A 24,421-nucleotide genomic window follows, 5' to 3' on the forward strand; every position below is an offset into this window, starting at 1 on the left:
AATGAACGAATCCAATACGCAGTTTGAAAACAGAAAGCGTGATCACATAAGGATCGCGCTGGACCCAAGGTCTCAGACTGAGGGACAAACCGGATTGGATTCGATCGAATTAATTCATGAGGCTTTGCCTGATTTGAATTTTAAAGAGGTCGATATTTCGACCTCTTTTTCTTTTTCTAAGACCCACGTCGGTCTTTCTTCTCCGATTTTTATTTCTTCCATGACTGCAGGCCATGAACACGGCCGCGAAATCAACGAACGCCTGGCTCGTTTGAGTGATCGCCGTCAGATTTTGATGGGCGTGGGATCGCAACGTCGTGAATTGAATGATACCAATGCCTCCCAGGAATGGACCCAAGTGCGCAAAGCCGCACCGAAGGCCCGCTTGCTGGGAAATATTGGTATTGCTCAATTGATCAAAACCCCGTTGGATGACATTCGCCGTCTGGTGAGTGCGACCGAAGCGGTGGCTTTGTTTGTCCATGTGAATCCTCTGCAGGAAGTTTTGCAGCCCGAAGGCACGACAGACTTCAAGAACTCCTTACAAGCTATCGAAAACCTGGTGAAATTCGCCGAGGTTCCGGTGATAGTGAAGGAAGTTGGCTGTGGGTTTTCAACAAGCACTTTGAAGCGTCTTGAAGGCACCGGCATCGCTGCCGTCGATGTCGCTGGCAAAGGCGGAACTCACTGGGGCCGTGTGGAAGGTTATCGCTCGCAAGAGAGCGAAATGCTTTACCATGTAGCCCAAACTTTTGCGAACTGGGGTATCAGCACAGTAGAGTCTTTACGTCATGCTGAGGCAGCCCAAGTAAGTTACGAGGTTTGGGCATCGGGCGGCGTGCGCTCGGGGCTGGATGTGGCTAAACTATGTGCCTTAGGGGCTAAGAAAGTCGGAATTGCGAAACCGTTTTTAGAAGCGGCTTTGCAAAGCGATGAAGCTCTTGAGAACTTGCTGAATCGTTTGGAAACAGAACTTAAAATCGCACTATTCTGTACAGGCAGCAAAAACTTGGCTGAGCTGGCAGATAAGAAGGTGGTTCGATGAAAAAACAACTTCAAGAGATCTTTAAAGGTTTCTCTAAACTGACTCGCCAGGAACGTTTGGATTCTTTGGTTGAAGCGGGTGCTTTGCAACAAGCAGACGTTGATTATCTTTCCAAGGGCGGTCTGCGCGATACGACTTTGGGTGAAAAGTTCATCGAAAACGTTATCGGTTATTTTCAAATGCCATTGGGAGTTGCCACAAACTTCCGTATCGACGGCAAAGACTTCGCCATTCCTATGGCGGTGGAAGAAACTTCTATCGTAGCGGCAGTATGTAAATCCGCAAAATGGATCCGTGAATCCGGCTCGATCACAACTGAAGTTGTGGGCAGCGAAATCATCGGTCAAATCCAAATCGCAAAGGTAAAAGACTTTGCGACTTTCGAAAATCAATTATTGGCTCAAAAAAACTACATGATCGAAATCTCCAACCGCGAAGTGGCTTTTGGCCTGGTTCGCCGTGGTGGTGGTGTTCGTGATATTCAAGTGCGCCGTGTACCTCGTGGTGATGGCTCTGACATGGCTGTGGTTCACGTTCTTATGGACCCTTGCGATGCGATGGGTGCGAACATCATGAATCAGGTGTGCGAGTACCTGAAAGAGCCGATCGAGCAATTCACAGGCGAAAAAGTGACGATGTGTATTCTATCTAACCTGGTAGACACTAAAGTGACTCGCGCTGTGGTTCATATCAAAGACATTGATCCTGCATTGGCAGAAAAAATTGAAGAAGCTTCCTTGTTTGCGCAAATGGACCCGTACCGTGCAGCTACCAATAACAAAGGTGTGCTGAATGGTATTGATCCGGTTTTGGTGGCAACAGGAAATGACTGGCGCGCGGTGGAAGCGGGCATTCATGCTTACGCTTGCCGTGATGGTCAGTATCGCTCGATCACCAAGTGGTACCGTGATAACGGTGGCCTGACAGGTGTATTTGAAGCGCCATTGGTTGTGGGTACAGTGGGTGGAGTTACGACTCTTCATCCTACAGCGATGATGTGTATGAAAATGTTGGGCACTCAATCTGCCAACGAACTTTCCCGTGTGATCGCAGCCGTGGGTTTGGTGCAGAATCTGGGCGCATTGAAGGCACTGACGACAGTCGGTATCATCGAAGGCCACATGAAACTTCACACGAAAAATCTGGCTTTGGGAGCTGGCGCTGAAGAGCGTGAAATCCCGGCAGTTCAGAAAAAACTGGAAGAGATTTTGACCATCCGTAAGCGTATTTCCCTTAGCAATGCGATTGAGGTTCTAAAAGAGCTTCGCGCGGGTCAGGCTTCCAGCACGACCCAGCATCCTCACTAAGAGGAGTGTCCTTTGGCTTTGAAGTGCACGATTCCTGGCAAGACTTTTTTGGTGGGCGAATATTTAGCCCTCCACGGTGGACCGACCTTGTGCGTTCTGACCAAGCCTTGCTTTGAAGTGACTGAATCCAAAGGGAGTGGCTCCTTAGGGAGTATTCATCCTGATTCCCCTGCGGGAAAGTTTATTCAGGATCATTCTGAATACTTTAAAAATATCGATTTGAAATTTGAAGACCCTTATAAGGTCGGCGGCTTTGGTGCCTCGACGGCTCAGTTTCTGGGTGTTTATGCCTTTTGGATGCACCGGGAATCCCATCTTGTTGGGATGGAAGCGCAATTTGATTTCAAGCATCTGTTATCCGTCTATCAAAAATACGCCTGGAACGGCGAGGGCGCGCCGCCAAGTGGTGCCGACCTGATCGCGCAGATGAAGGGGAGCCTGACGTTCTTTGAAAAACGTAAAGGCTTATTGTCCGTGAACGCTTGGCCGTTTCAGGATTTGGAATTTTTTCTGATCCACACGGGTAACAAAGTGGCGACTCATGAGCATTTGAAAACGTTGAAGGATTTTGACTCCTCTGCGTTGGAAAAAGCCGCGTACCGTGTGCAGGAGTCCTTTGCTTCCGTCAATTCTGAAGAACTGATTGCGGGAGTTCAGGATTATGCCCAGGCCTTGCAGAATCTGGGATTTACCTGTGAGCCGACGTTGAAGTTGTTGGCGGGTATTCGTTCCCAACCATTCGTCAAAGCAGCCAAGGGTTGTGGGGCACTGGGTGCCGATGTCTTGTTTGTGGTCACCGAAAAGAATCAATCAGAAAACATTGAAAAATACTGTCAGTCTGTGAATGTGAAAGTTATAGCTTCTCACCGCACGATCTCTGCGGGTCTGCATATCAGTGAGAAGGAAAGTTAGTTTATGAATCAGGTTTTAGTTTCAGCTCCATCGAATATTGCATTGATCAAGTACATGGGAAAAATTGAAGGTTCTGGTAACAAACCGACGAATGCTTCCTTGTCTTATACCCTTGAAAACCTGCGCACGTTTGTGCGTTTGACGGAAATCGATGGGGGAGTTGATCTGTGGAAGCCCTTGATTCGTGAAGACCTTGAGAAAATTGATCTGTCTGAAAAAGGCCAACAGCGTTTCTTGAAACACCTGGCTAATCTAAAAGAGAAATGGGGAGTTACCAAAAACTTCCTGGTGGAATCCGCTAATAATTTCCCTTCGGATTGTGGTCTGGCAAGTTCCGCTTCAAGTTTCGCAGCTCTGACTTTGGCGGCGGCTGAAATGTTCCAGAAAATCAATCCTCAACCTTGGGGCGCAGACAAGAAAACCTTGTCTGAACTTTCCCGTCAAGGTTCAGGTTCTTCCTGTCGTTCATTATTCAGCCCTTGGGCTTTGTGGCAGCAAGAATATGCTCAGCCCATGAATTTGCCTTTGGCAGATATGCATCACATCTGTGTGGTGGTGGAAGATTCCAAGAAAGAAGTTTCCTCTTCTGAAGCCCATAAACTGGTAACAACAAGCCCGCGTTTTGAGGGTCGTGTTGAACGAGCAGAAATTCGCCTGCGTGATCTTTCCATGGCTTTGCAAAACGGTGACTGGGACATGGCTCGCCAGATTGTTTGGGATGAATTTATTGATATGCATCGCTTGTTTGAAACCAGCACTCCGGCATTTAGCTATATGACTGAAGCTTCCAAGCAGGTTCTGGAAGAGTGTCAGTCGTTGTGGAATCGCTGGCAGGATGGTCCGTTGGTGACCATGGACGCAGGCGCGAATGTGCACATGCTTTTCCGTCACGATCAGATCAAGCGCTTTGCAGAGTACCGCAAACACTTTGGCGACAAGTTCAAAATCCTGGCATTTGAAGGTGTAAAAGAAAATGTCCACTAGTTTTCACTGCACAGCTTACGGCAAATGGATTTTAGTCGGCGAACACGCAGTGATTCGCGGCTATCCTTCATTGGTCTTTCCGATTCCGTCACGCACTTTGGAGTTGAAATACACTCCGGGTGATAATGCTTTGGTTTTGGATCTGCACGGGAATCACGGACAGGAACTGCAGCTTCTGGTCTGGGGAGTCTTAGAAAAAGCCTTGCAGCTTAAAAACCTGAATCGTCAGCAATTGACTGGGACTTTGCATCTGGATTCTTCGTTGCCGGTGGGCGCGGGGATGGGTGCTTCAGCAGCACTGTGTGTGGCGCTGACTCGTTGGTTGGGGCATTTGGGTCATGTTAAAGAATCTGAGTATTTTGATTTCGCCCGTACTTTGGAAGATATTTTCCACGGCGAGAGCAGTGGCATTGATATCGCAGTAGCACTGTCTGGTGAAGGTCTGCGCTTTGTTCGCAATGGCGAGCGCAAACAGATCGTTCCAAAATGGAAACCGCGTTGGTATATATCTTATTCTGGTCAGCGTGGTGTCACGGTGGATGCGGTTAACAAAGTGAAAAGCTTGCTTGAGAAAAACCCATCTTTGGGAAATCAAATTGATCAGCGTATGTCCCAGGCTGTGGCGCTGGCTGAACAAGCTCTGACTCTGGATGAATCCACGGGGCAAAAGATCCTGGTTGAAGCTATCGAATTAGCCGGAAGCTGTTTTGAACAGTGGGCGTTGAATGATGGGGCGCCGTCCAGTCATTTGCAGTGGTTGAAATCCCAAGGTGCCATCGCGGTGAAACCCACGGGCTCGGGTGGCGGTGGATATGTACTATCACTGTGGGCTCAGGAACCAAACGCGGAAGTTCTTCAAAAACTTATTCCTTGCTAGACCGTTAAATCCCGGTTTTTTAGATTGTGAATTTCCTGCAAGTGGCGACTGCCTAGGCGGCATACTACGTCAAATAAACTGACGGGTTTTCCGTTTTCAGGCCATCACTATATTATTGCTGATCCGATTGTCTGTTAATGGATTCTAGTTGAAGACATGACGGCACAGCGGTGGTGCTTCCAGTTGGCCGGCATTTTTCATGCGGGTCAGAATCGGAGTTGTTGGTCTTTCTGGCTGTGTGACCTTGGCGTCGCGGGTCCAATCGACGATGGCCTTTAGGTCGAAATTCTCTGTCAGCTTCTTTTGATTAATCAGCAGACTTTGTTTTACGCTGGGATCACCAAGGGCAATATTGTAGATGGCCTGACCGATACCTTTGGTTTTGGGAAAGAACAGGGCTGCGCCCTTGTCGTTCACGAATTTGGCGTTGTATTGTTCCTGGATGCCGATACCTTCGGCCATGATCACGGGTTTTTCAGATGTTAAAAGCTCGAACGTCGTAAGTCCACCGGGTTTTGAAATGATCACGTCGGCAGCGGCCTGTAAGCCACGAAGTTTGTTTTGATCCACGAAGCCTTCAACATGCAGCTTCACATTTCTTGGGAAGTTGTCTGAGGCAGTCCAGGCTTTCAGCCATTCCGTCATTTTTTCATTTCTTCCACAAACCGCAATGACCTGCACGGGCTTGTTGCCATTGTCTGCAAACACCTTTGCCAGGTCCTTGATGATTTTGTCATAGGAGAGTGCCCCCATCGAGCCGCCAATCATAAACACAGTCGTGACGTTGCGGGAAAGCCCGATGGCACTGCGCGCTTCGCGGGTTCTGGTTAAAGCATCTTCGCTGGCGTTGGCCGCTGGTTGCAACAGGCTTGGCATAATAGGAATGCCGGTGGCGATGATTTTTTCTTTTGGAATGACCTTGGCCCACTCTGCAGCCATTTCTTTGGTTGGCAGGAAGGACATATCCAGCTGGTCACCAATTTGTCTGAAAAATACATTGTCCACCATATCCAGATGAGTCCATGCCATGGGGATGTTTTTAAAGTTACCCTCTTCGCGTAAGCTTGCCAGTGTATCAGCAAGGGAGAAGTGAGTGGTGATCACAACATCAGGTTTTACGCTTTCGATATATTTTTTGATATTTTCCGGTTGATTGAAGTCAGCGTTGAATCTTTCGGATGCATACAGAGGTTCTTTTTCAGCGTGGCGCCACTTTGAAAGAACGCCCCACTTGTTAATCCAGTTGGCTTTTTGGGAAATCAGATCGTAACCAGAGAAATAGAACCAGCGGGAAAATCCAGTGAGCTCCTCAGCGAAATCCTTGCGGATGACATCGTATTTTTCCGGTTGGGCTTTAAGCATTTCTTCAACGGACTTTGCAGCCGTAGAGTGTCCACCGGTTGAGTAAAGGATCAAAACCTTTTTATTAGCAAAAGCCGGGGTGCTGAATAGTAGTGCCAGCAACAGCAGAGCTGTTTTTAACCATGTATCAAAATGAGACTGACGTTTTCGGTTTTCCATGCCTTGAGCTAAAGCAAGAAGAAGACCATGGGGTTAGGTTCGTTGTGAGGGCGAATTTCTGTACAGCAATATAGCAGGTGGGGAGCAAAAAATGTCTCGGATTTGGTGTATGCGCACTGGAGAGCTCATCATGACGGCATCCGGATTGCTTTTGCATATATATGAAGAGGAGTCTTGTGAGATCATTAAGGGTGAGTGAGTACTTTAAGTTTCCAGTCATCACTGTTATGCAGTGGGTGGCGGTGCTTTCTTTGATTTTAACTCCCTACTTCTCAAGTGCATCGGTCGTTGCTTGTGAAGGTATCTTTGCTGAAAGCACGCCAGCTCTTGATGCGGGTGAAGCCCTTTCAACTCTTTATTCCGATACGGCAATTCCCTGGTCTGTGCGCTTGAAGCTGGGAAAAGAGCTTGGAAAACTGCCATGGATAAATCGCACCCATCCAGAAAAGATCAGTTCAAAATCCAAAGTTGCATTGCTTTCACTCCTTAACGAACCCGTTTCTGTTATAGGGAAAGATTTAAGAAAGAAACTTTTCGAATTGGTTCCCTTGGTATTGGAATCCAAAGATGCGAAAGCTTATTTGCTGCCCGTTGCGCGGGGAGTTCGGTTGACGGTGCCAGAAGATCTTTACTTTGCTCATACAGCGCTTAAACATTTAGCTTTGGCGACGCCAGTGTCCCACGATCCAGTAGCAAGGATTACGAATCTGGGAGGCGGCTGGAACACAACTTTGTTGGTAGAGTTCGTGGGCGGCAAAAAAGCTGTATTCAAGCCCTTCCTGGGGCAGAAGAATTTGGGACAGCCAGAACAATGGGTGAATCGCGTGGCCTTCAATCGGGAAGTCACTGCCGTCACACTGGTGGAAAAGTACTTAAGAAATCAACAATCACGCGAGATGAATTTAAGTCCCTTAAGTGTGCCCGATACTGTCGAAGTGTCTTTAGTTCATGATGGTATCGCTTACGGTGTGGGCTCTTTGCAAACTTTTGTGGAAGGATATCAGGGCGTCACCAAATTCAAGTCCCAGGATTCATACTCGTGGATCCGAATTTCCGAAGGGGCAGAGTGGCGGGCCATGGAAGCGCGGGTGCGCACGCTTGACTACATTTTGGGAAATCCAGATCGATTTGAAAACCCTGGATATAAAATCCCGCACTATGAGGCCGCTAATCTTGAAAACCTGATGATTCCCAAAAATACGACCAGGGTTTCTGGGATCAAAGCCATCCTGATCGATAATGCCTTTGGTCGTCCGGGGGCTGCTGATTTCAACGAAACGTATTTGCCTCCCTTGAAGGATATTCCCCAGGACTTACAGAGAGCGATTTTAAATTTTGATAAACAGGGCTTTACGAGCGAAATGAAAAATCAACTTCCTGATGAAGGTATTCAGGATGTTTTGCAAAGAATTGAAAAATTACAGTCACTATTAGGTGATCGGAAAAACTTATGAAGAATTTAGTAATGGTTGCTTCCATAGTTCTTGCTGCAGGCCCCGCCATGGCACAATTTTTAAGTGCGGGAACCCTAAGTCACGTTTCTGATTCAAGTGACTATTTTTCTGGTGGAAAAGAGTCCCGGGGGCATATTTATATTATACCCAACGAAATCAATCCCGAGTCGGCGCGACCGATTATTCAAAAAGCACCGGAAGGGGTTTATATTTCCGTCGGTGCCGAACGCGGAATTTTAGGGGCGCTTCAGTCAGAGAGCATTACACATCTGGTTCAGGTGGATTTGGTTCCAGAAGTTGTGCGCTATAACCAAATCAATGTCATTTTACTGAAGGTTTCAAAGAGTCTATCTGACTTTATTCAACTGCGCACAGCCGACAATTCAACAGCGTGGATTGAGCGCGCAGGCAGTGCCGCTTTAAATCCCCAAGAGCGGGAGATTCTGAAGAATCACTTGAATCATGATTTTTATGTGAAAGTTGAAGGAGCGGCGCGAGAGCGTTTGATATCCCCGGACTTTTTTGTGGGCTCGAGTTATTTGAAAGACGAAAGTCTTTTCAATAAAGCCCGCAATATGGCCCTTTCGGGCCATATTCAGGTCTTGCAGGGAAATCTGATGGATCAGAATCTCTTAAAGGGACTAGCTGCAGAGCTTGCCCAAAAAGGCCTGAGTATTTCGGTGGTGGACTTAAGTAATGCCTGGGAGCCCAAGTACGTGGGTCCCCAGGGTGTGGACACGATCGTCAGTGCTTTAGAGCCGGCGTTGAGACCGGACTCTATTGTTATGGGAACCTCCGTAGCTCATTGTTTTGAGTCGCACTTGTGTCGCTGGGATTTTCGTGGCTTTACATTCCGCATGTTGAAGTCTGCCAAGCTGATCTATGGAAAGTACGCTCCCATGTCAGATTTGTTTTTAAAGAAGGATGCCATCAAGCCCAACAGCGTTTTGTCGCGCTGGGAGTTTATCAAGCTTGCTGTATCAGCCCGACCTGACCGACCGATTGTCGCATGCGAGAAAGTGTTCTTAAAATAATAATTCTGTCTAAAAAGTAAAACCCCATCTTGTTCAGATGGGGTTTTGTTTAAAAAGGGGCGTCTCAGGGAATGAGTTGCCGGGGAATGGTTACTTGCAAATTGAGATCGCTTTGGTCGCGGCCACGATTTTCGCATAGGGAGAATTAGTGGATCTTAACACCGCCCAGTAGCGGGCTCCACCTTTCCAACCACCGACATTGCCTGCGATTCGAGCGTCACGACCCATCCATCTGTTTAAGATGCGAATACCGCAGCTTAAGTTTTTATATGGATCATGCAGGTCCGTCGTCTTTTTCAGTCCGCAGCCGTAAGCGTTGCCGCTTTCAACAGAAAGTTGCAAAAGGCCTGCGCTGATAACGTTGTTGCCGGAGCTGTCGTTAAAGTTCTCTGTGTAATTCATAGTCGTCGAAAAATTCGATTCATACTTTGTCATCTGGGAAATCAAATAGACCCAGAAATTTTTGCGCTGATCACGAGTCAGGCTGTTGTATTTGGGACAGAAAGTTGTGCCGTCAGCCGGGATCACATCAATAAGGTCTTCTCCAATAACCTCAAGTTGGGTCATTACGTGCGCAGTCCATAGTTTGCCATCAGTTTTTGCCGCTTCCCAGATGGGTGCAACAGCCAGTCCAGATACGGATGGTGGCGTCGGCGACGGTGATGGCTCCACTGATGGAGCAGGGGTTGGTGTTGGATCAGGGGTCTCAATTCCGGCTGCTGAGTCGTCGCCGGTCGTGCTGGAAAGTTGACTGGAGCTGAGTGAGGAATTGTTTCCGCAAGCAGTAACCAGAAATCCCGAGATCAAAATAAAAAGTAGGTTTTTTATAATGAATCTTGCCATGACAAGATGATCGGTCATGTCCCGGAAAACCTTTACTGTTTTGAAAACTGTCTAAGGCTTAGAAGGAATGTCTTCGAGAAGAGTCTAAAATTTGTACGATAGTCGGGGAAGTCGCAGTAGGAGCGGTTTCCGTGGATGTGAGGGATTGTGAAATTAGGCCTTCTTTATTTTCATATAGCGCTGACGTTCTTTCTCGGGGAATTTTTCAATCGCATAACGAAGCATGGTTCGTGGCATTATTGCGGCGTGTTTGTTTAGGAACTTCTTTTCGGTTTTCTCATCGCGCTTGCCCACTTCGCGCAACATCCAGCCCACCGCTTTATGGATAAGATCGTGTTCGTCTTTCAGAAGTAGCTCTGCGATCTTCAGCGTGTCCTGATAGTCGTTTTGTCGCAAAAAATAAAATGTGGAGATGATCGCAATCCGGCGCTCCCAAAGATTTTTGGACTTTGCATACTTAAAGAGTACAGTGCGGTCTTTCTCAAAGAGGTAAGGTCCTAAAACCGCAGGGGCAATGGTGTCCACCAGATCCCAGTTGTTGATTCCTTGTCGATTCTTAATCAAGAAGGTGAATATCTTTTTCCGCTCATTCTCATCTGCCTTGCGGTAACGCTGTGACAGAATAATTAAGGAAATAAGGCGTTCCTCGTGGATCTTGGAGTTCAAGAGTATTTTCAAATCACTGTAAGGTAAATCCTTGAAATTCTTGGCAATGGATCGGCTTTGTCCCACTGTGAGTCCTAAAAACACATCGCCTTCAGCGTATTCACCAGGGCCGGTTTTAAAGAATCTTTGCAGAATTTCTGCTCTCGATTTGCTTTGCAATTTCGAAATGTGTGAGTGAATTGTCATGATTCCGTTATTCTATACGATTATCTCCTGCGTCGATAGTATTTTGATAGTCAACAATCCTTGCGTAGTTCAGTGGTCTTCACTAGGATGCGCCCGATAACGTTTCACAATTCAATAAAAATAACAGGAGAACAAAATGAAAAAGTTTTTGATGATTCTTTTGTCTTTGGGCTTTGTTGGCTCTACGGCAATGGCATTTGAAGGTGCTTTGGTACAAACACTTGAAGGTGCACAAATCCAACCTCTAAAAGGTGGCGTTTGTTCAACTACACCGGTTGCGAACGGTGGCTACTGTAAACCTGCAGGCAACTCTTGCCCAACTGGCTACGATCAATTCGCGAAGCTATGCTGGGGCGGTTGGAAAAAAGGTTTCGAGAAGTGCGGAATCTCTTGTAAGCCACAAGAACAATGCAGCTGGAATCACAGCGGTAACTACCAATGCAGTCGTCCAAGAGCGGGTTCTGGCCCTCAACCACTTGTTGGCGAAATGACAACTGTGGCATTCGAAGGTGCTTTGGTTCCGACACTTGAAGGCGCGCAAATCCAACCTCTAAAAGGTGGCGTTTGCCCAGCTACACCGGTTGCTAACGGTAACTACTGTAAGCCTGAAGGTAAATCTTGCCCTGCTGGTTACGATCAATTCGCGAAGCTTTGCTGGGGCGGTTGGAAAAAAGGTTTCCAGAAATGCGGTATCTCTTGTAAGCCAAAAGAACAATGTGGTTGGGATCACAGCGGTGAGTGGAGATGCTCTCGTCCAAGAGCGGGTTCTGGCCCTCAACCATTTGCTGGCGAAATCTCTGGTATCTTGAACCTTCAACAAGACGGCGCAGTTGAATTCAAAACTGCAAAAGTAGTTTGTGAAGACCAAGGTCCTTCAGCTGGTGACAATGAGCAATGGACTGTTTGTCGTCCAACTGATGGTAAAAACTGCGGCGAAGGTTACAAGCGCATGCACAAATACTGCTGGGGTGGCTTCAAAAAAGGCATCTACCGTTGTGGTTATGTTTGCGAAAGATCTCGCAACGCGAACGATGGTAACGGTGGCTATGGCCACGATGGTTTCCACGACTAGTTTGTCGAATTCAATTTTTGAATTTCAAAGGCTCCCTCTCGAGGGGGCCTTTTTTTTGCGACCAATCATTTCCAAATTCTTTGGTGACAAAAGTAGTTGCTTGAACTTTAAGTTTAGTACTTTCAAACTTAACAAAGGGGAATAAATGAAATTGCTATCAATGCTAATCCTTTCGCTTACGATTTTTGCGGCTTCAGCGCAGGCGTATGAAGGAACTTTGCAATATGCAGCAGATGGTTCATTCGTAGTGAAACCGCTAGCGGTTAAATGTACACCGGACATTGGAGATCAAGTGAATCCACCAAGTTCATGCAAGCCCGTGGGCAAAGCATGTCCTGAAGACTACACTCGCTCCAGAAAGTATTGTTGGGGCGGTTGGAAAAAAGGATTCTATTATTGTGGTATCGCTTGCAATCGCAAACAAAACTGCAAATGGGGCCCACATGGTGACTACAGATGCGGTAACCCAGGCAGCGGTCATGGCGGCGGACATCGTGGTCACGGCAGCAACCCAGGTCATGGCTAATTAAGAATGCTTCTGAGCGTAGCTAAATAGCGCAATAGAAGCCGCTACGGTGGCGTTGAGAGACTCGACGCCATCAGTGGGAACAGACAGACGATTTAATCCCTTAATACCGCTAAAACCAGGACCTTCTTCGCCAATCACCAGGCGCAGGTTCTTGGGCCAATTGAACTTTGCAACATTCTCGCCCTTCATATCTAAAGCATAAATGTCGCTATTTGCCTGAACGTATTCCAAAAACTTACCGGTTTTGAACAATGGCAATTTTAGAAGTGCACCCGCAGAAGCTTTGATTGCTTTTGGATGGTAAGGGGAAGAACTCTCCTCAGTCAGAATGATTTTGCTGACTTTAAAAGCCACAGCAGAACGGGCCAAAGCTCCCAAATTAGAAGGATCTCCCAATGGGGCGATGACTTCCAGACCTTCGACTTTTGCTGACGCATTCATGGGTTCGATCTGTTTTGGTTCAAGCACCAAAAGATTATAGTGAGTGCCGACGACATCCACTTCGTTGAAAAGGGCCTTCGGCAGTTTGAATATAGGAATGCGCTGAGTTTTTGAAATCGGGTGAGTCAGAGTCACGGATTTCAGGTCTTCGTGTACGATTTCGGCTTTGATTTTAAAATTGGGATTTTGCAAAAACTCCTGAATGAGTTTTTCGCCCATCAAAATAAACTCGCCGTGTTTTTTGATTCCACGGGAAGAAGCCAGATCAATCCAGCGGCGAAAGTGATCATTGGTTTTTGATGAGATCTCGATCATTTGTAAACCGCCCAGCGTCTTTTTTCTTCAGGGGTAAGCTCTTCAAAAAGCATTTCTTCGCCTTCATCGTAATCCGGCAAATCCATGTGCTTGATTTTCTCGTAGACCACCATGCGGCGGTCGTGAGGTGTGTGAGGCAAAGAGTAAGCAGTGTCTTCTACAAGCTTGAAGAACTCAGACCAGTTTTCTTTGGCCATTTTAATTTCAGGATCAACGCCAGGACCCTTCATGAAATAAACGCGGCCACCGATGTTCAGGCAATTGATGACATTTCCCAGAGTGTTGCCGATGTCTTCCACTGCGCGGGTGATCGCACCATTCACAGGATATACGCAGTGCTTATTGATGTTACGGCCCAGAATGTCGAGTTTCGGAAGATTCATTTCTGTGCGCACGTGTTTTAAGAAGTCCACACGACGTTGCACGCCCTCGCCCAAAAGAATTTGTTCATTCGGGTACATGATTTTCAATGGAATTCCCGGGAAGCCCGGTCCTGTGCCCACATCCAAAAGCGGGAACTGAAGTTTGGTGTGCTTCATGATGATGATAGAGTCGATGAAATGCTTGATTGCGATATCTTTCAGTTTCAGAAGACGGGTGAAGTTTTCTTTTTCCTGATTCAGCATCAACAGGCGATAGAAATGCGCCAATTGCTGGCGTTGTTGATGGCTGACCAAATTGAAATCATGATTGCGGAAAATATCAGCCAGACGATCATTGGCTTCATTCAATTCAAAAATGGATTCTGGTTTTTTATGGCGGCCCTTTTGTTCGCTGGGTTGAGCCGCGGCGAACTTGGCACCCATCGCTTGCGCGCGGGCTTCTTGACGGGCTTTATAGGGGCTGTAATTCGTTTTATTTTTATGTGCCATGGAAGGGGTGTTATAGCCGTTTTTGCGTGAAGATAGAAGGGTTTAGCTGATTTCTTTCTTAAAAGCGGAGTCCATGGTCAAGGGCCCTGTAAAAAGCCCCCGGGCCAAGGGGGAATCGTCGGGATTTTAGACACTAAAGGGCTGGAAGTTTGGGAATAAAAAAGGGCAGCTTTCGGCTGCCCTTGGGATGTCTGTATTCAGATTGAACTATCTCTCGGAACTGATGCTGCGATGAACGCGGTTGCCGTTTTGGCGGGCTCTTTCGTTATAGGCCTCTTGCTGTTTGGCCTTGGCAGCGGCATAGGCCGCATCACGTTGGCTGCGGGCCGCTTCCAGTTTCGCTTCCTGAGTCCACTTGGCGATATTGCGACCATCTTCGTTCAGGCGTTCGATTTCCTTGTTGGTTGCATCACGCTTGTCTTTGTACTCTTGCGCAAACTTCTTATAGCGCTCAGCTTCGGCCTTTTGGTAGGCGATTTCCTTTTGGGCTTTGGCTTTGCGTTCTTCGTTCATTTTGATTTGGCGTTGGTATTCTTTCACCTGAACTGTCAGGCGTTCTTTTTCCACGCGGGTCATTTGGGCTTCGCGGGAAGCGGCTGCTTCCAGGTTTTTTGCTTCACTCGCAGTTTTCACGGCTTGTTGGCGCATTTGTTCGCGGCGAACTTTTTCGCGCTCTAGGAACTTCTTCTGTTCTTGAGCATCGATTTTTGCTTCCTCAGACATGCCCATGGACATTTCGGCTTCGATGTCCGAATCCAACTGAGCAAAGCTTTGGTGTGAATATGTCAGGATTGCCAGAGCTAAAAGCAAGTATTTCATAACGACTCCCATAGGGAATATATCGGCGGCGATAGAGTGTGACTGAACGGTTCTGGACCTGTTTCTCATGGTACAAATGTTGATTTTTGCAGGGACAATCTCATCCTGAGACGGCAACTTTATGGGTCTATGAGGGGGCTTTTGCTTAAAACGAAAGCATGTTCGCCTTGCTGCCGTGGGCTAAGCAGGCCAAATCCTTGAAAATAGGGGCTTTTAGCGGGATAACTGATCTCTATGACAACGTCCAAACTCGATTCCATCAAAGAAGCGGCACTGGCGGCCTTCAAAGCGGCGCCCGGCTCTAAGGAACTCTACGATCTGAAGGTTCAATACCTCGGGAAGAGCGGTTCACTCACAGAAATCATGAAAGAAATGGCTTCTTTGCCTAAAGAGGAAAAACCTCTTTTCGGTAAAAAGGTCAATGAAGTGAAAGCAGTTCTTGAAGCGGCTTACAACGAAGCGGAAGAGGCACTCAAAAAATCTGAGATCGGAACAAAGATGGCGGCTGAAGAGCTGGATCTTACTTTGCCAAGTGCTTCGCGCGCAAAAGGCTCACAGCATCCGGTGAACATGGTGATCGAGGAGATTTTCACGATCATGTCGCGCCTGGGTTATTCTGTGCGCACAGGTCCTGTGATCGAAAAAGATTACTACAATTTTGAAGCTTTGAATATTCCTGCGGATCACCCAGCTCGTGATATGCAAGATACTTTCTTCATCGATAAAACACACGTGTTACGAACGCACACATCGCCAATTCAAATTCACACGATGGAGACTGAAAAGCTTCCACTGCGCGTGATTGGTACAGGCCCAGTGTTCCGTTGCGACAGTGATATTTCGCATTTGCCAAACTTCCATCAAATCGAAGCTTTGTGTGTGGATGAAAAAGTGTCCATGGCGGATCTTAAAGGCACGATCAGTTTCTTTGTTCGTGAATATTTCGGTCCAGGTTTGAAAACCCGTTTCCGTCCCAGCTTTTTTCCATTCACAGAACCTTCTGCGGAAGTGGATTGCTCGTGCCCAATTTGTAAGGGCAAAGGCTGCAGTCTGTGTAAACAAACAGGTTGGATCGAGATCGGTGGTTGCGGACTGGTAAATCCAAAAGTTTTCCAAATGGCGAAAATTGAGTATCCAAAATATCAAGGTTTCGCATTCGGATTTGGTGTTGAGCGTATGGCTATCATCAAATACGGCATCGAAGACATTCGTTTGTTCCCTGAAAATGACGTTCGTTTCTTAAGGCAGTTTGTAAAATGAAAATCAGTCTAAAATGGCTCCAAGAATATGTGGATGTGAAAGAGTTCTTTTCTAAGCCGGAAGAACTTGCAGAGACTTTGACTCGCGCGGGACTTGAGGTTGAGGAGATCACGAATCTTGCCAAAGACTTCAATCACGTGGTCATTGGTCATATCCTTGAAAAAGACAAACATCCGAACGCTGACAAGCTTTCTGTGTGCCGCGTTTCTACGGGCGATGTGGTTCACCAGATCGTGTGCGGAGCACAAAATCACAAAGCGGGTGACCGCGTGATCGTGGCTTTGCCGGGCGCTGTTTTGCCAGGTAATTTCGCCATCAAGAAATCTGCGGTTCGCAGTGTGGATTCTGCCGGCATGCTTTGCTCTTTGAAAGAGTTGGGCTTGGCGAAGGAATCTGACGGTATCGAAATTCTGCCAGCGGATGCTCCGATTGGTAAGTCCTATGCAGAGTACGGTGGTTACGACGACATTACTTTTGAACTAAAAGTAACTCCGAACCGTGCAGACTGCTTAAGTCATTTCGGTCTGGCTCGTGAAGTGGCTTGCTTGCTTTCTAAAGAATTAAAAACTCCAAAGGCTGAACCAAAATTGGGTTCTGCTTCCTCTAAAAAAGAGATCGCTTTGGAAGTAAAAGCTTTTGATCTTTGCCCGCGCTATACAGCACGTGTGATCAAGGGTGTAAAAGTGGGTCCTTCCCCAGCATGGTTGAAACACCGTCTGGAATCAGTGGGAATGAATTCAATTAACAACATCGTCGACGTGACAAATTTCGTAATGATGGAATTGGGTCAGCCCCTTCATGCGTTTGACGCGAAATTCATCGGTGGTAAAAAAGTGGTCGTGGACCGTGCGACTGCTGGCGAAAAATTCATCACTTTGGATGGCTCAGAAAAGACTTTGACTGGTGAAGAACTGACAATCCGTGATGCCTCTCATCCAATGTGTTTGGCGGGTGTCATTGGTGGTAAGAATTCCGGAGTTACTGACGCAACAACTGAAATCTTTCTGGAATCTGCTTACTTTATTCCGATGAGTGCGCGTAAAACTTCACGTACTCATGGTGTGGATTCTGATTCTGCTTACCGCTTTTCCCGCGGGGTGGATCCAGACGGGGCTTTGCGTGGTTTGAACCGTGCAACTGCTTTGATTTTGGAAGTGGCAGGTGGCGAAGCATACGCTGATCACCATGATTTCTATCCAAATCCGGTTAAGAAAAATCCAATTTCTATCACTGTAAAAACAGTGTCGGATCGTTTGGGTTATGAGGCTGTTGAAGCTCAGTTCGTGGATTACATGAAGCGCCTGGGCTGCGGAATTGAAAAGAGTGGCGAGACTTTCAAGGTATTGCCACCTACTTTCCGTTTCGATCTTGAGCAGGATATGGATCTGGTTGAGGAATACGCACGCTTGAATGGTTATGATCATATCCCTGAAGCGTTGCCGGTGTTCACAAACCCTCCGGCTCATCACGACAAAGGTTTCTTGCTGAATAAATCAGTGAGCGAACTGGTTCGCGCTGATGGCTTCCAGCAGGCATTCAACTTTGCCTTTGTTGGTTCTAAAGCTGAGAAATCTTTCTTGGGTGATGTCTCCACAATGAAGGCAGCCGGCTTGAACGCCACAGCGAAAGAAATCCGTATCATGAACCCTCTGAATGAAGAGATGGACGTGATGAGATCTTCTTTAACCTTTGGTCTGTTCAGAAATCTGACGACGAATTTCCACTATGGCAACATGATGGGGCGTTTGTTTGAGATCGGCAGCACGTTCTTTACGGGTGACGATGGTTCTTACGGCGAAAATCCACGTTTGGGCTTCGCTTTATGGGGCCGCAATGAAAACCTTTGGAATAAATCCCTGGATTATCCAATCGTGTTTGAGTTGAAAGCGTCTGTAGAGACTTTGTTGAAATCTTTGAATATCTCTTCTTACACGTGGGTGACTCCAGCTAATAAAGCTGAGGTTCCAGCTTTCATGCACTCGGGCCAATATGCTCAGTTGCTTGTAGAAGGTAAAAAAGTTGGCTTCATCGGGACTCTTCATCCAGTTTTGTTGGATGATGCGAAAATCCGTGTTCCAGCGGCAGTGGGTGAGTTCGATCTTGATCAATTGTACAAAGGTCAGCCTCGTCCATTCCGTATCCAAAGTGTTTCCAAGTTCCAGGTGGTCGAGCGTGACTTTGCCTTTGTAATGCCAAAAGCATTGAAGGTGGGCGATGTTCTGAAAGACATCCGTAAAGCTGCGGGTGCCTTACTTGTGAACGTGGATGTGTTTGACTTGTACGAAGGCGACAAGATGGAAGCGGGTAAGAAGTCCGTGGCCATCCGTTTGTGGCTGCAGGATAAGAATGGCACGCTGCAAGAAGAGCAGATCTCCGGAGTGACAACCAAGGTTCTAGAGTCTTTGAAAAAGAATTTTGACCTTTCCGTGAGATAAATTGTTGATTGTTTTCAGATGCTTGTTACGCTTTAGTTAATTAATCCCTCGATATTGATCGGGGTAGGAAAAGTGAAGGATCACAATGGCTGGCCAAAACTTGGGTAAATCAACTGTGACGAAGGCCGATATCGTCGAAAACGTCTACCAGAAGATCGGTTTCTCTAAAAAAGAAGCGTCTGAGCTGGTTGAACTGTGCTTTGATACCTTGAAGCACGTTTTGCAAAATGGCGATAAAGTTAAGATTTCTGGATTTGGAAATTTTGTCGTGCGTGGAAAAAATGAGCGTATCGGGCGCAATCCACAAACGGGCGAACAAATCAAAATCTCTGCTCGTCGTGTTCTGACATTCCGTCCTTCGCAAGTGCTGAAGGCAATGTTGAACGGTGAAGAGTACGAACATCTCAAGGATGATGACGATGACGATGATGACTACGGCGACGATGAATAGTCCTGAAGCGGATACGGCGACAGCAACCAGCGAGCGCACCGAGTATCCGATGACTCCGATCGTTGATCAGCAATCCATTGATGGGCAAATGAGCTTTGATAGCTCTGAGCTTTCTTTGGGTGATCAACATCTGGAATTCGTGGAGGCTGAATCTGCTGGAGTTAATCCAGAGACGGTTCAAGCTCAGCAAATCTCAATCCCTGCCATGCTTTGTGATGAAAAGCTGATGGATGAGATCAAGGCAATCCCGAATAAAATGGCTTTTAAAATCGGCGATGTGGCTGAAATTTTGGGAATCAAACAATACGTTCTTCGTTACTGGGAAACTGAGTTTGATGTTCTAAAACCAAAAAAGGCTTCCAACAATCAGCGTATGTACACGCGCAAGGATGTTGAGAACGCTCTTCTGATTCGCAAACTTTTACATCGTGATCGTTTCTCGATCGAAGGTGCTAGAAATGCGATGAAGGAATTGAAAGCTCATGTGCGCAAAGAAAAAGACATGAGTCAGGTCTATCACAAACTCGACAACGTAAATGAAATGGTCGAGGGCTTGTTGACGGATATCCGCAAACTTCGCGGAATGTTTATGTAAAACCTCAAAGGGCTTCGGAAACGAAGCCCTTTTTTTATCTCGAAGGCACGCGGGCAACATGCTTTACGGTAACGAATCCATCTCTCACTATACTCGCAGTAATATCACGATCTGGATGCTGATGGCGTTCCAGGCGGGCGTACTTAATATGGGCGGCTTTATGGCCTGCCATCGCTTTGTTTCCCACGTTACGGGGTTTGCGACGTTCTTCGGTTATGAATACAGCCTGCGCAATCGGGGCCAAGCGTGGGGGATGCTGGTTGTGCCGTTGTTTTTCTTGTTTGGAGCGATGGTCAGCGGGTATCTGGTGGACATTCGTTTGAAGCTTCATAAAAAGCCCAGATACTATCTGGCATATGCGGTGATTTTTATTCTGACCTTATTGGCGACTGTCGGTGGTTGGTTGGGGTGGTTTGGCGAGTTTGGAATTCCTCTGGAAGATGACCGATTGGGATACCTGTTGTTGATCCTGTTGTGTTTTACCTGCGGTATTCAGAATGGAACTATTACCAGTGTTTCCAGATCAGTGGTTCGCACGACTCATCTGACAGGGATTACCACCGATTTGGGAATTGGTCTGGTTCGCCTGTTTAACAAAAACATTCTTTTAAAAGAGCACCACGAACTTCTTGAGAATGAACAAAAAGCCACTTTCATGCGTCTCGGGATTATTTTCATGTTTGTTCTGGGGTCAGTGGTCGGAGGATTTGTATTTCCAGTTGCGAAATACTGGGGATTTTTAATCCCGGCATTTACCTCCGGGATCTTATTGGTATCGATGATTTACTTCCAAATCATCAACCCACGCAAAAAACACTCTTAGAGGCCGAAAGTTACCGAGTGGCCTCATTGGCATTTATTTTTTCTGCGAAGGATCGGGTCAGTAAGTTCGTGCTGTCGCCAAGGAACTTTTCTTCGTTCAGGTACAACTGGTTCGAGACTCCATGGAGTCGGTAAACCAGGGCTTTAGCGATAAAGCTTTGTTCGTCTTTGGGTAGCTTTGTGAATTCAGGATCCTGCTTTAACTGATTGGCAAAAATCGTTAAGGACAGTGCTGCGTCAGTGATATTTTGAATAGCCTCGGCACTTAAAGCTTTGCCACCCATGGTCTGCTCAGATACGCAGCCTTCAGCCTTTTTTGCTTCAGCGAAGAACTTTTTGGCCTTTTCTGGGATTTCCTTATGGGATTCCATGTAGCTATCCAATGATTGGCAGCGGAAATAGGAAACCGCTGCTTTGCAGTTTGTGCCAGTGATTTCGTTTTTTCGACATTCGCTGTCCTTGGGGACCCCATAGATTTTTAAAACAGTATCAAGTGATTGAAGCGCGTAGGGAGATCTTTTGTCGGCGCCATTTTTTGAATAGCTCAACTTCTCGGAGATATAGATGAATCCATGGGATTCGGATGTTGTTCCTTTGTTAACATTGCGGATGGCACCGATGTCACCAGCCTGACGAGCTTCGCCGTCTTTGAGTTGTCGACACAAGGGCGGAGCCATATAAAAAGCCATCTCTTCCGGATTAGTGTAGCGCAGATGCGGAAGAATACCTTTCATCACCAGGGAAAGATTCCAGCAATTGGGCCCGTGCGAATTGGGATTCGCATCCTGATACTTAACGACGTGTTCAGGAACGCAAGTGGTGACGTCATAGGAGCAAACATCATCAAATTGTCGAGTGGGTGATAAGTTCTCACAACCCTTGCCGGCTTGGCTACTGATAGTCCACTGAGACAAAGTTGGAATGACTTCTTTGACATCATTGCAATCGCCATAGGCCATGACCTTATTTTCGTGTTTTCCAAAAGAGACTTTGGCGAAGGAAATTTGGGGAACTAAGGCAATCAGAACGACCAGCATTTTCATATATAATAATGCTACCAGAACCCATGCAGAATGATTCGAGAAATGCGAGAGCAGGACCTTGGGGAAGGTTAGAAGTAGTCCTGCTCGGAAAGTTCCAGGCTGAAATCGTTGAAGTAGGTGCCCGTTGGTTTGTCTGCAAGTAAAGCGGATGCTCTCTGCAGCTGCTCGGCGGGAATTTCATTTGCAGAACTTTGATGGGCTTCCTTGGTGGTCCAGCGTTCGATCACCAGGAACTCGGAGGTGTTTTCCTGACTTTGCACAAGCTCGGCGGAAAGGTTGCCAGGACATTTGCGAATATGGGTGCAAACTTCAGAAAGGAACGCGCGCAGCTCATCAGTTGAATTATTTTTCGCGATGAATTTATTGATGCGCGCGACTGACATATTAGAACCCCACGTTTAGGATTGGGGAGATTTTAAATGGCCCCGTGTTATTCATATTCACCAGACCAATTTGCAAACCGTGCAAGTTGTCTGTGACGTTGATTAAACCAATTTGGAATCCATAGACGGATTTAGCGCGGTTATAAAGTCCCAGTTGCAGGCCATAGATGTCCGTATGAGCACTGATGTTTGCCAGAGAAAGCTGCACACCATAGACACTGCTTTCCGCAACGTTATAGTTGGTCATAAGTGCCGCTTGCAAACCGACGACGGAAGTTTTTTGTTGATTGTAATTTCCCATACCAGCCAACTGCAAACCGATGATGCGAGTGTTGCCGTAAGTGGCATTGAAAACCCCTGAGACGCCGATACCGACAAAATCCTGATCGGTGATATTTCCGATTAAGCCCAAGTCGACTCCATAGACATCGCGATGCTGTCCCCACAGGGCACTTAGGCGCAGACCAGTGATGGAAAAGTCTTCAGGCGGGAACTGAATCGGCGGAACGATCGCCACAGATAGCGGGGTGAACGCAGCAAAACTTTGTGAAGTGATCAAAGTCAGGGAAATGATTAGGGGAAGTAGTAATTTTATTTTCATAACTCATGATAAAAACATCCATCGGCGGTCAGCAAACAATCTGCATGAGATCCCGACTAAGGTGGATTTTTATTTCAAGACACATGGAATCTGCCGGAGCGCTGGAGAATGTTACTTGTAGGGGATCAGGCGAGCACTGTTTTCCACGATCCACGTTTTATAAGCGAGGATATTTGTGTAGTAAGTGCGAGTGGAGCAACCAATGTCTCCGCGGCTGGTGATACCCCAAACAAAATACTTGGAGCCGGATTTGATGAATGCCGGTCCGCCGGAATCCCCAGTGCAAGGGCCATGAGTTTTGTCCTGCAACACAATGTATTCTAAGGGGTTGGGAATGCTCCCAATTTTTACGCTGGTGGATTTTAGAACCGCAAGTCCCGAGAACTCTTCAGTGACACAACGTTCTTTTTTCGTGTCGTCATCGAAATAACAAATGGCGACGCCTTCATCCATCAACGTCTGAAGATCTTCTGTTTTCTCGATATCCAATTCAGTGACCTCATCAGTATCCACGCCATAGCCGGCAACGATGACTTCTTGCCCCGGTTTCAAAAGTTTAGGGGAGGTAAGAAAATTTGCAGGTTTGTATCCATTGGGAACAGTGCCCTTGAACTTTAGGATGGCAATATCATTTGCTGGATTCGAGGTTCCTCTGATTTCCTCTGGTGTCTTAAACTCTGTGTGTACGACTGCGGCTGAAACGCGACGGGTTTTTGAGGACTTGTGAATGGAATCATAGCTCTCGATGATTGATTCCATATCCGTAGTGAAGAATACAAAAGTTTCGGTAAGGTCTGGATTCAGGCAGTGCGCAGCAGTCAGGACAACATTATTTTCCAATAAAATTCCGGTACAAAGCATGGCGGTATTGATGTCATAGATGCCCACAGTGCTCTTTGCGATGGGCGAATCTTTTTTTACCATCTTTCCACCAATGATGAATTTCGCATCCTGCACGCGCATCGACTCAAGTCCACCTGGGGTGCAGGCGACAATAAAAAGAGATGCAAGTAGGGTTAGGAAACCAGCGAATTTCATGCGAGGATTCGCTCCTTTGTAAAGGATGTATTTTAGCTCCGTTTGCTGGTTTTACCAGTCCCCGATAATTATTTCTAAAGGAACAAGGTTTATGTCTAATATCTCGACACCCGGTCCAAAAGGTCTTGGAAAAGCCGGTGTTTGAGAGGTTCCGGAATGTCTTTAAAATTATGGTTTGCTCTCTAAAACAAGATGCCTAACAATGATTTTGTCGAGAGGACTCATATGAAAGCAGTGATTGTCAGTTTATTTTCAGTCATGATTCTGTGTGCAGGGATTGTGAATGCACAGGAAGAAGGACCTTACTTTGAAAACACGATTGTTCCACGTAAGGGTCGTTTGTTCGCAGTGGATTACGATATGAAATCCAAAACGTTCCGCGTTTCCTTGGTCGGAAATACAGTGAAGGGTTTAAGCTCATCACGCTATGCCGTTTCTGCTGCCACTACGGATGCCAAAGGATTAGAACAACAACTTGATTTGGTGTCAGTTGCTGATGGCTACAAATTTAAAGATGAAGTTAAACTGAAAAAAGAAATCAAAATCAAAGTTCATGACAAACAAACCAAAGAGTCAGAACTATTTTTGTTGAAACCATAAAATAAAAAATCATCCAAAAAAAACCGCAGAAAGACTGCGGTTTTTTAGTTTTTGTAAGATGTTGCGTTTTCTTAACATCTTGATTTCTCGGGGATTAATTTAAAACTCTTCGCGCATCCAATTCAAATGACGGTTCTGTAATTGACCGAGTGTAGTTAAGGGGATTAAGTCCCGGTAATAAAATTATTTTAGTTACATATTAAAAATGGCCTAAGGTTAATTAAAGGAATCGAACAATGAGGGGGCCTTTGTGGCGAAAGTCGATTCCGCAATTGAATCAAAAGAGAAATCTGCAAAAAATATTGCTGCGAAATTG

The 24,421-nt window shown here is 46.5% G+C and carries 25 protein-coding genes; 15 read left to right on the forward strand and 10 right to left on the reverse strand.

The window, feature by feature from the left end:
* Position 1 precedes the first annotated feature (1 nt).
* Genes fni through ACLVWU_RS07610 form a run of 5 tightly spaced genes read left to right on the forward strand, consistent with a single transcriptional unit; the run spans position 2 to position 5,125 of the window.
* Positions 2 to 1,045 (forward strand): type 2 isopentenyl-diphosphate Delta-isomerase, encoded by a 1,044-nt coding sequence (gene fni, locus ACLVWU_RS07590; protein WP_413578387.1) that lies wholly within the window; start codon positions 2 to 4, stop codon positions 1,043 to 1,045.
* Positions 1,042 to 2,352, forward strand: coding sequence for a hydroxymethylglutaryl-CoA reductase, degradative (locus ACLVWU_RS07595; RefSeq protein WP_413578388.1), 1,311 nt, complete (start codon positions 1,042 to 1,044; stop codon positions 2,350 to 2,352). The genes fni and ACLVWU_RS07595 overlap by 4 nt, the downstream gene beginning before the upstream one ends.
* Before the next feature lie 12 nt (positions 2,353 to 2,364).
* Positions 2,365 to 3,264, forward strand: coding sequence for a hypothetical protein (locus ACLVWU_RS07600; RefSeq protein WP_413578389.1), 900 nt, complete (start codon positions 2,365 to 2,367; stop codon positions 3,262 to 3,264).
* 3 nt (positions 3,265 to 3,267) lie between these two features.
* On the forward strand, positions 3,268 to 4,248 hold the full coding sequence (mvaD, locus tag ACLVWU_RS07605) for a diphosphomevalonate decarboxylase (RefSeq protein WP_413578390.1): 981 nt from the start codon (positions 3,268 to 3,270) through the stop codon (positions 4,246 to 4,248).
* Positions 4,238 to 5,125, forward strand: a complete 888-nt coding sequence (locus ACLVWU_RS07610; protein ID WP_413578391.1) for a mevalonate kinase — start codon at positions 4,238 to 4,240, stop codon at positions 5,123 to 5,125. The genes mvaD and ACLVWU_RS07610 overlap by 11 nt, the downstream gene beginning before the upstream one ends.
* A 144-nt stretch (positions 5,126 to 5,269) precedes the next feature.
* Here the strand turns inward: ACLVWU_RS07610 and ACLVWU_RS07615 are convergent, their stop codons facing one another.
* Entirely contained in the window at positions 5,270 to 6,646 is a 1,377-nt protein-coding gene (locus tag ACLVWU_RS07615; RefSeq protein WP_413578392.1) for an MGDG synthase family glycosyltransferase, read from the reverse strand.
* Between the two features lie 176 nt (positions 6,647 to 6,822).
* Between ACLVWU_RS07615 and ACLVWU_RS07620 the strand changes: the two genes are divergently transcribed.
* Positions 6,823 to 8,100: a hypothetical protein gene (locus tag ACLVWU_RS07620; RefSeq protein ID WP_413578393.1), complete on the forward strand. Its 1,278-nt coding sequence runs from the start codon at positions 6,823 to 6,825 to the stop codon at positions 8,098 to 8,100.
* The gene (locus ACLVWU_RS07625) at positions 8,097 to 9,134 is read left to right on the forward strand and encodes a hypothetical protein (protein WP_413578394.1); all 1,038 of its coding nucleotides are present in this window, start codon (positions 8,097 to 8,099) and stop codon (positions 9,132 to 9,134) included. Before ACLVWU_RS07620 ends, ACLVWU_RS07625 begins: the two co-directional genes overlap by 4 nt.
* Positions 9,135 to 9,224: 90 nt before the next feature.
* Here the strand turns inward: ACLVWU_RS07625 and ACLVWU_RS07630 are convergent, their stop codons facing one another.
* Positions 9,225 to 9,977: a hypothetical protein gene (locus ACLVWU_RS07630; protein ID WP_413578395.1), complete on the reverse strand. Its 753-nt coding sequence runs from the start codon at positions 9,975 to 9,977 to the stop codon at positions 9,225 to 9,227.
* Positions 9,978 to 10,130: 153 nt separating this feature from the next.
* The gene (locus ACLVWU_RS07635; RefSeq protein WP_413578396.1) at positions 10,131 to 10,829 is read right to left on the reverse strand and encodes a DNA alkylation repair protein; all 699 of its coding nucleotides are present in this window, start codon (positions 10,827 to 10,829) and stop codon (positions 10,131 to 10,133) included.
* Between the two features lie 136 nt (positions 10,830 to 10,965).
* Here ACLVWU_RS07635 and ACLVWU_RS07640 point away from each other — a divergent pair, with 136 nt between their 5' ends.
* Both ACLVWU_RS07640 and ACLVWU_RS07645 read left to right on the forward strand, forming a co-directional pair.
* The gene (locus tag ACLVWU_RS07640) at positions 10,966 to 11,901 is read left to right on the forward strand and encodes a hypothetical protein (RefSeq protein ID WP_413578397.1); all 936 of its coding nucleotides are present in this window, start codon (positions 10,966 to 10,968) and stop codon (positions 11,899 to 11,901) included.
* Between the two features lie 145 nt (positions 11,902 to 12,046).
* Positions 12,047 to 12,427 carry a hypothetical protein gene (locus tag ACLVWU_RS07645; protein WP_413578398.1) on the forward strand — a complete coding sequence of 127 codons (381 nt, stop codon included), beginning with the start codon at positions 12,047 to 12,049 and terminating at the stop codon, positions 12,425 to 12,427.
* Here the strand turns inward: ACLVWU_RS07645 and ACLVWU_RS07650 are convergent, their stop codons facing one another.
* From ACLVWU_RS07650 to ACLVWU_RS07660, 3 genes are all read right to left on the reverse strand, one after another.
* The gene (locus tag ACLVWU_RS07650) at positions 12,428 to 13,186 is read right to left on the reverse strand and encodes a TrmH family RNA methyltransferase (protein ID WP_413578399.1); all 759 of its coding nucleotides are present in this window, start codon (positions 13,184 to 13,186) and stop codon (positions 12,428 to 12,430) included. It lies immediately after the preceding gene.
* Positions 13,183 to 14,058, reverse strand: a complete 876-nt coding sequence (locus ACLVWU_RS07655) for a 16S rRNA (guanine(527)-N(7))-methyltransferase RsmG (protein ID WP_413578400.1) — start codon at positions 14,056 to 14,058, stop codon at positions 13,183 to 13,185. Before ACLVWU_RS07655 ends, ACLVWU_RS07650 begins: the two co-directional genes overlap by 4 nt.
* A 207-nt stretch (positions 14,059 to 14,265) precedes the next feature.
* Complete coding sequence (locus ACLVWU_RS07660) at positions 14,266 to 14,877, reverse strand: hypothetical protein (protein ID WP_413578401.1); 612 nt, start codon at positions 14,875 to 14,877, stop codon at positions 14,266 to 14,268.
* 234 nt (positions 14,878 to 15,111) lie between these two features.
* On the opposite strand from ACLVWU_RS07660, the gene pheS reads away from it, so the two are divergent.
* The 5 genes from pheS to ACLVWU_RS07685 all read left to right on the forward strand — a co-directional run bounded on the left by pheS (position 15,112) and on the right by ACLVWU_RS07685 (position 20,441).
* Positions 15,112 to 16,137 (forward strand): phenylalanine--tRNA ligase subunit alpha, encoded by a 1,026-nt coding sequence (gene pheS / locus ACLVWU_RS07665; RefSeq protein ID WP_413578402.1) that lies wholly within the window; start codon positions 15,112 to 15,114, stop codon positions 16,135 to 16,137.
* Positions 16,134 to 18,572: a phenylalanine--tRNA ligase subunit beta gene (gene pheT / locus ACLVWU_RS07670; protein WP_413578403.1), complete on the forward strand. Its 2,439-nt coding sequence runs from the start codon at positions 16,134 to 16,136 to the stop codon at positions 18,570 to 18,572. The genes pheS and pheT overlap by 4 nt, the downstream gene beginning before the upstream one ends.
* 115 nt (positions 18,573 to 18,687) lie before the next feature.
* Positions 18,688 to 19,023, forward strand: a complete 336-nt coding sequence (locus ACLVWU_RS07675) for an integration host factor subunit alpha (protein WP_088617065.1) — start codon at positions 18,688 to 18,690, stop codon at positions 19,021 to 19,023.
* Entirely contained in the window at positions 18,992 to 19,618 is a 627-nt protein-coding gene (locus ACLVWU_RS07680) for a MerR family transcriptional regulator (protein WP_413578404.1), read from the forward strand. The genes ACLVWU_RS07675 and ACLVWU_RS07680 overlap by 32 nt, the downstream gene beginning before the upstream one ends.
* 58 nt (positions 19,619 to 19,676) lie before the next feature.
* Positions 19,677 to 20,441: a YoaK family protein gene (locus tag ACLVWU_RS07685; protein ID WP_413578405.1), complete on the forward strand. Its 765-nt coding sequence runs from the start codon at positions 19,677 to 19,679 to the stop codon at positions 20,439 to 20,441.
* Between the two features lie 10 nt (positions 20,442 to 20,451).
* On the opposite strand, the gene ACLVWU_RS07690 is transcribed toward ACLVWU_RS07685, so the two are convergent.
* From ACLVWU_RS07690 to ACLVWU_RS07705, 4 genes are all read right to left on the reverse strand, one after another.
* Positions 20,452 to 21,483, reverse strand: coding sequence for a hypothetical protein (locus ACLVWU_RS07690; protein ID WP_413578406.1), 1,032 nt, complete (start codon positions 21,481 to 21,483; stop codon positions 20,452 to 20,454).
* 68 nt (positions 21,484 to 21,551) lie between these two features.
* Complete coding sequence (locus ACLVWU_RS07695) at positions 21,552 to 21,866, reverse strand: putative quinol monooxygenase (RefSeq protein WP_413578407.1); 315 nt, start codon at positions 21,864 to 21,866, stop codon at positions 21,552 to 21,554.
* A 1-nt stretch (position 21,867) separates the two neighbouring features.
* Entirely contained in the window at positions 21,868 to 22,467 is a 600-nt protein-coding gene (locus tag ACLVWU_RS07700) for an LA_2272 family surface repeat-containing protein (protein ID WP_413578408.1), read from the reverse strand.
* 111 nt (positions 22,468 to 22,578) lie between these two features.
* A complete protein-coding gene (locus ACLVWU_RS07705) occupies positions 22,579 to 23,505 on the reverse strand; it encodes a S1 family peptidase (protein ID WP_413578409.1) in 927 nt (308 codons plus the stop codon).
* A 225-nt stretch (positions 23,506 to 23,730) separates the two neighbouring features.
* On the opposite strand from ACLVWU_RS07705, the gene ACLVWU_RS07710 reads away from it, so the two are divergent.
* Positions 23,731 to 24,105 carry a hypothetical protein gene (locus ACLVWU_RS07710; protein WP_413578410.1) on the forward strand — a complete coding sequence of 125 codons (375 nt, stop codon included), beginning with the start codon at positions 23,731 to 23,733 and terminating at the stop codon, positions 24,103 to 24,105.
* Positions 24,106 to 24,421: the final 316 nt, after the last annotated feature.

The organism is Bdellovibrio sp. HCB290, from assembly GCF_047305925.1.
Classification (GTDB): domain Bacteria; phylum Bdellovibrionota; class Bdellovibrionia; order Bdellovibrionales; family Bdellovibrionaceae; genus Bdellovibrio.

What these genes read in the sequence shown, in the direction of transcription:
- fni (WP_413578387.1), top strand. Translation starts at nt 2, where the DNA reads ATGAACGAATCCAATACGCAGTTTGAAAACAGAAAGCGTGATCACATA.
- ACLVWU_RS07595 (WP_413578388.1), top strand. Translation starts at nt 1,042, where the DNA reads ATGAAAAAACAACTTCAAGAGATCTTTAAAGGTTTCTCTAAACTGACT.
- mvaD (WP_413578390.1), top strand. Translation starts at nt 3,268, where the DNA reads ATGAATCAGGTTTTAGTTTCAGCTCCATCGAATATTGCATTGATCAAG.
- ACLVWU_RS07610 (WP_413578391.1), top strand. Translation starts at nt 4,238, where the DNA reads ATGTCCACTAGTTTTCACTGCACAGCTTACGGCAAATGGATTTTAGTC.
- ACLVWU_RS07615 (WP_413578392.1), bottom strand. Translation starts at nt 6,646, where the DNA reads ATGGAAAACCGAAAACGTCAGTCTCATTTTGATACATGGTTAAAAACA.
- ACLVWU_RS07625 (WP_413578394.1), top strand. Translation starts at nt 8,097, where the DNA reads ATGAAGAATTTAGTAATGGTTGCTTCCATAGTTCTTGCTGCAGGCCCC.
- ACLVWU_RS07630 (WP_413578395.1), bottom strand. Translation starts at nt 9,977, where the DNA reads ATGGCAAGATTCATTATAAAAAACCTACTTTTTATTTTGATCTCGGGA.
- ACLVWU_RS07635 (WP_413578396.1), bottom strand. Translation starts at nt 10,829, where the DNA reads ATGACAATTCACTCACACATTTCGAAATTGCAAAGCAAATCGAGAGCA.
- ACLVWU_RS07640 (WP_413578397.1), top strand. Translation starts at nt 10,966, where the DNA reads ATGAAAAAGTTTTTGATGATTCTTTTGTCTTTGGGCTTTGTTGGCTCT.
- ACLVWU_RS07645 (WP_413578398.1), top strand. Translation starts at nt 12,047, where the DNA reads ATGAAATTGCTATCAATGCTAATCCTTTCGCTTACGATTTTTGCGGCT.
- ACLVWU_RS07650 (WP_413578399.1), bottom strand. Translation starts at nt 13,186, where the DNA reads ATGATCGAGATCTCATCAAAAACCAATGATCACTTTCGCCGCTGGATT.
- ACLVWU_RS07655 (WP_413578400.1), bottom strand. Translation starts at nt 14,058, where the DNA reads ATGGCACATAAAAATAAAACGAATTACAGCCCCTATAAAGCCCGTCAA.
- ACLVWU_RS07660 (WP_413578401.1), bottom strand. Translation starts at nt 14,877, where the DNA reads ATGAAATACTTGCTTTTAGCTCTGGCAATCCTGACATATTCACACCAA.
- pheS (WP_413578402.1), top strand. Translation starts at nt 15,112, where the DNA reads ATGACAACGTCCAAACTCGATTCCATCAAAGAAGCGGCACTGGCGGCC.
- pheT (WP_413578403.1), top strand. Translation starts at nt 16,134, where the DNA reads ATGAAAATCAGTCTAAAATGGCTCCAAGAATATGTGGATGTGAAAGAG.
- ACLVWU_RS07680 (WP_413578404.1), top strand. Translation starts at nt 18,992, where the DNA reads ATGACGATGATGACTACGGCGACGATGAATAGTCCTGAAGCGGATACG.
- ACLVWU_RS07685 (WP_413578405.1), top strand. Translation starts at nt 19,677, where the DNA reads ATGCTTTACGGTAACGAATCCATCTCTCACTATACTCGCAGTAATATC.
- ACLVWU_RS07690 (WP_413578406.1), bottom strand. Translation starts at nt 21,483, where the DNA reads ATGAAAATGCTGGTCGTTCTGATTGCCTTAGTTCCCCAAATTTCCTTC.
- ACLVWU_RS07695 (WP_413578407.1), bottom strand. Translation starts at nt 21,866, where the DNA reads ATGTCAGTCGCGCGCATCAATAAATTCATCGCGAAAAATAATTCAACT.
- ACLVWU_RS07700 (WP_413578408.1), bottom strand. Translation starts at nt 22,467, where the DNA reads ATGAAAATAAAATTACTACTTCCCCTAATCATTTCCCTGACTTTGATC.
- ACLVWU_RS07705 (WP_413578409.1), bottom strand. Translation starts at nt 23,505, where the DNA reads ATGAAATTCGCTGGTTTCCTAACCCTACTTGCATCTCTTTTTATTGTC.
- ACLVWU_RS07710 (WP_413578410.1), top strand. Translation starts at nt 23,731, where the DNA reads ATGAAAGCAGTGATTGTCAGTTTATTTTCAGTCATGATTCTGTGTGCA.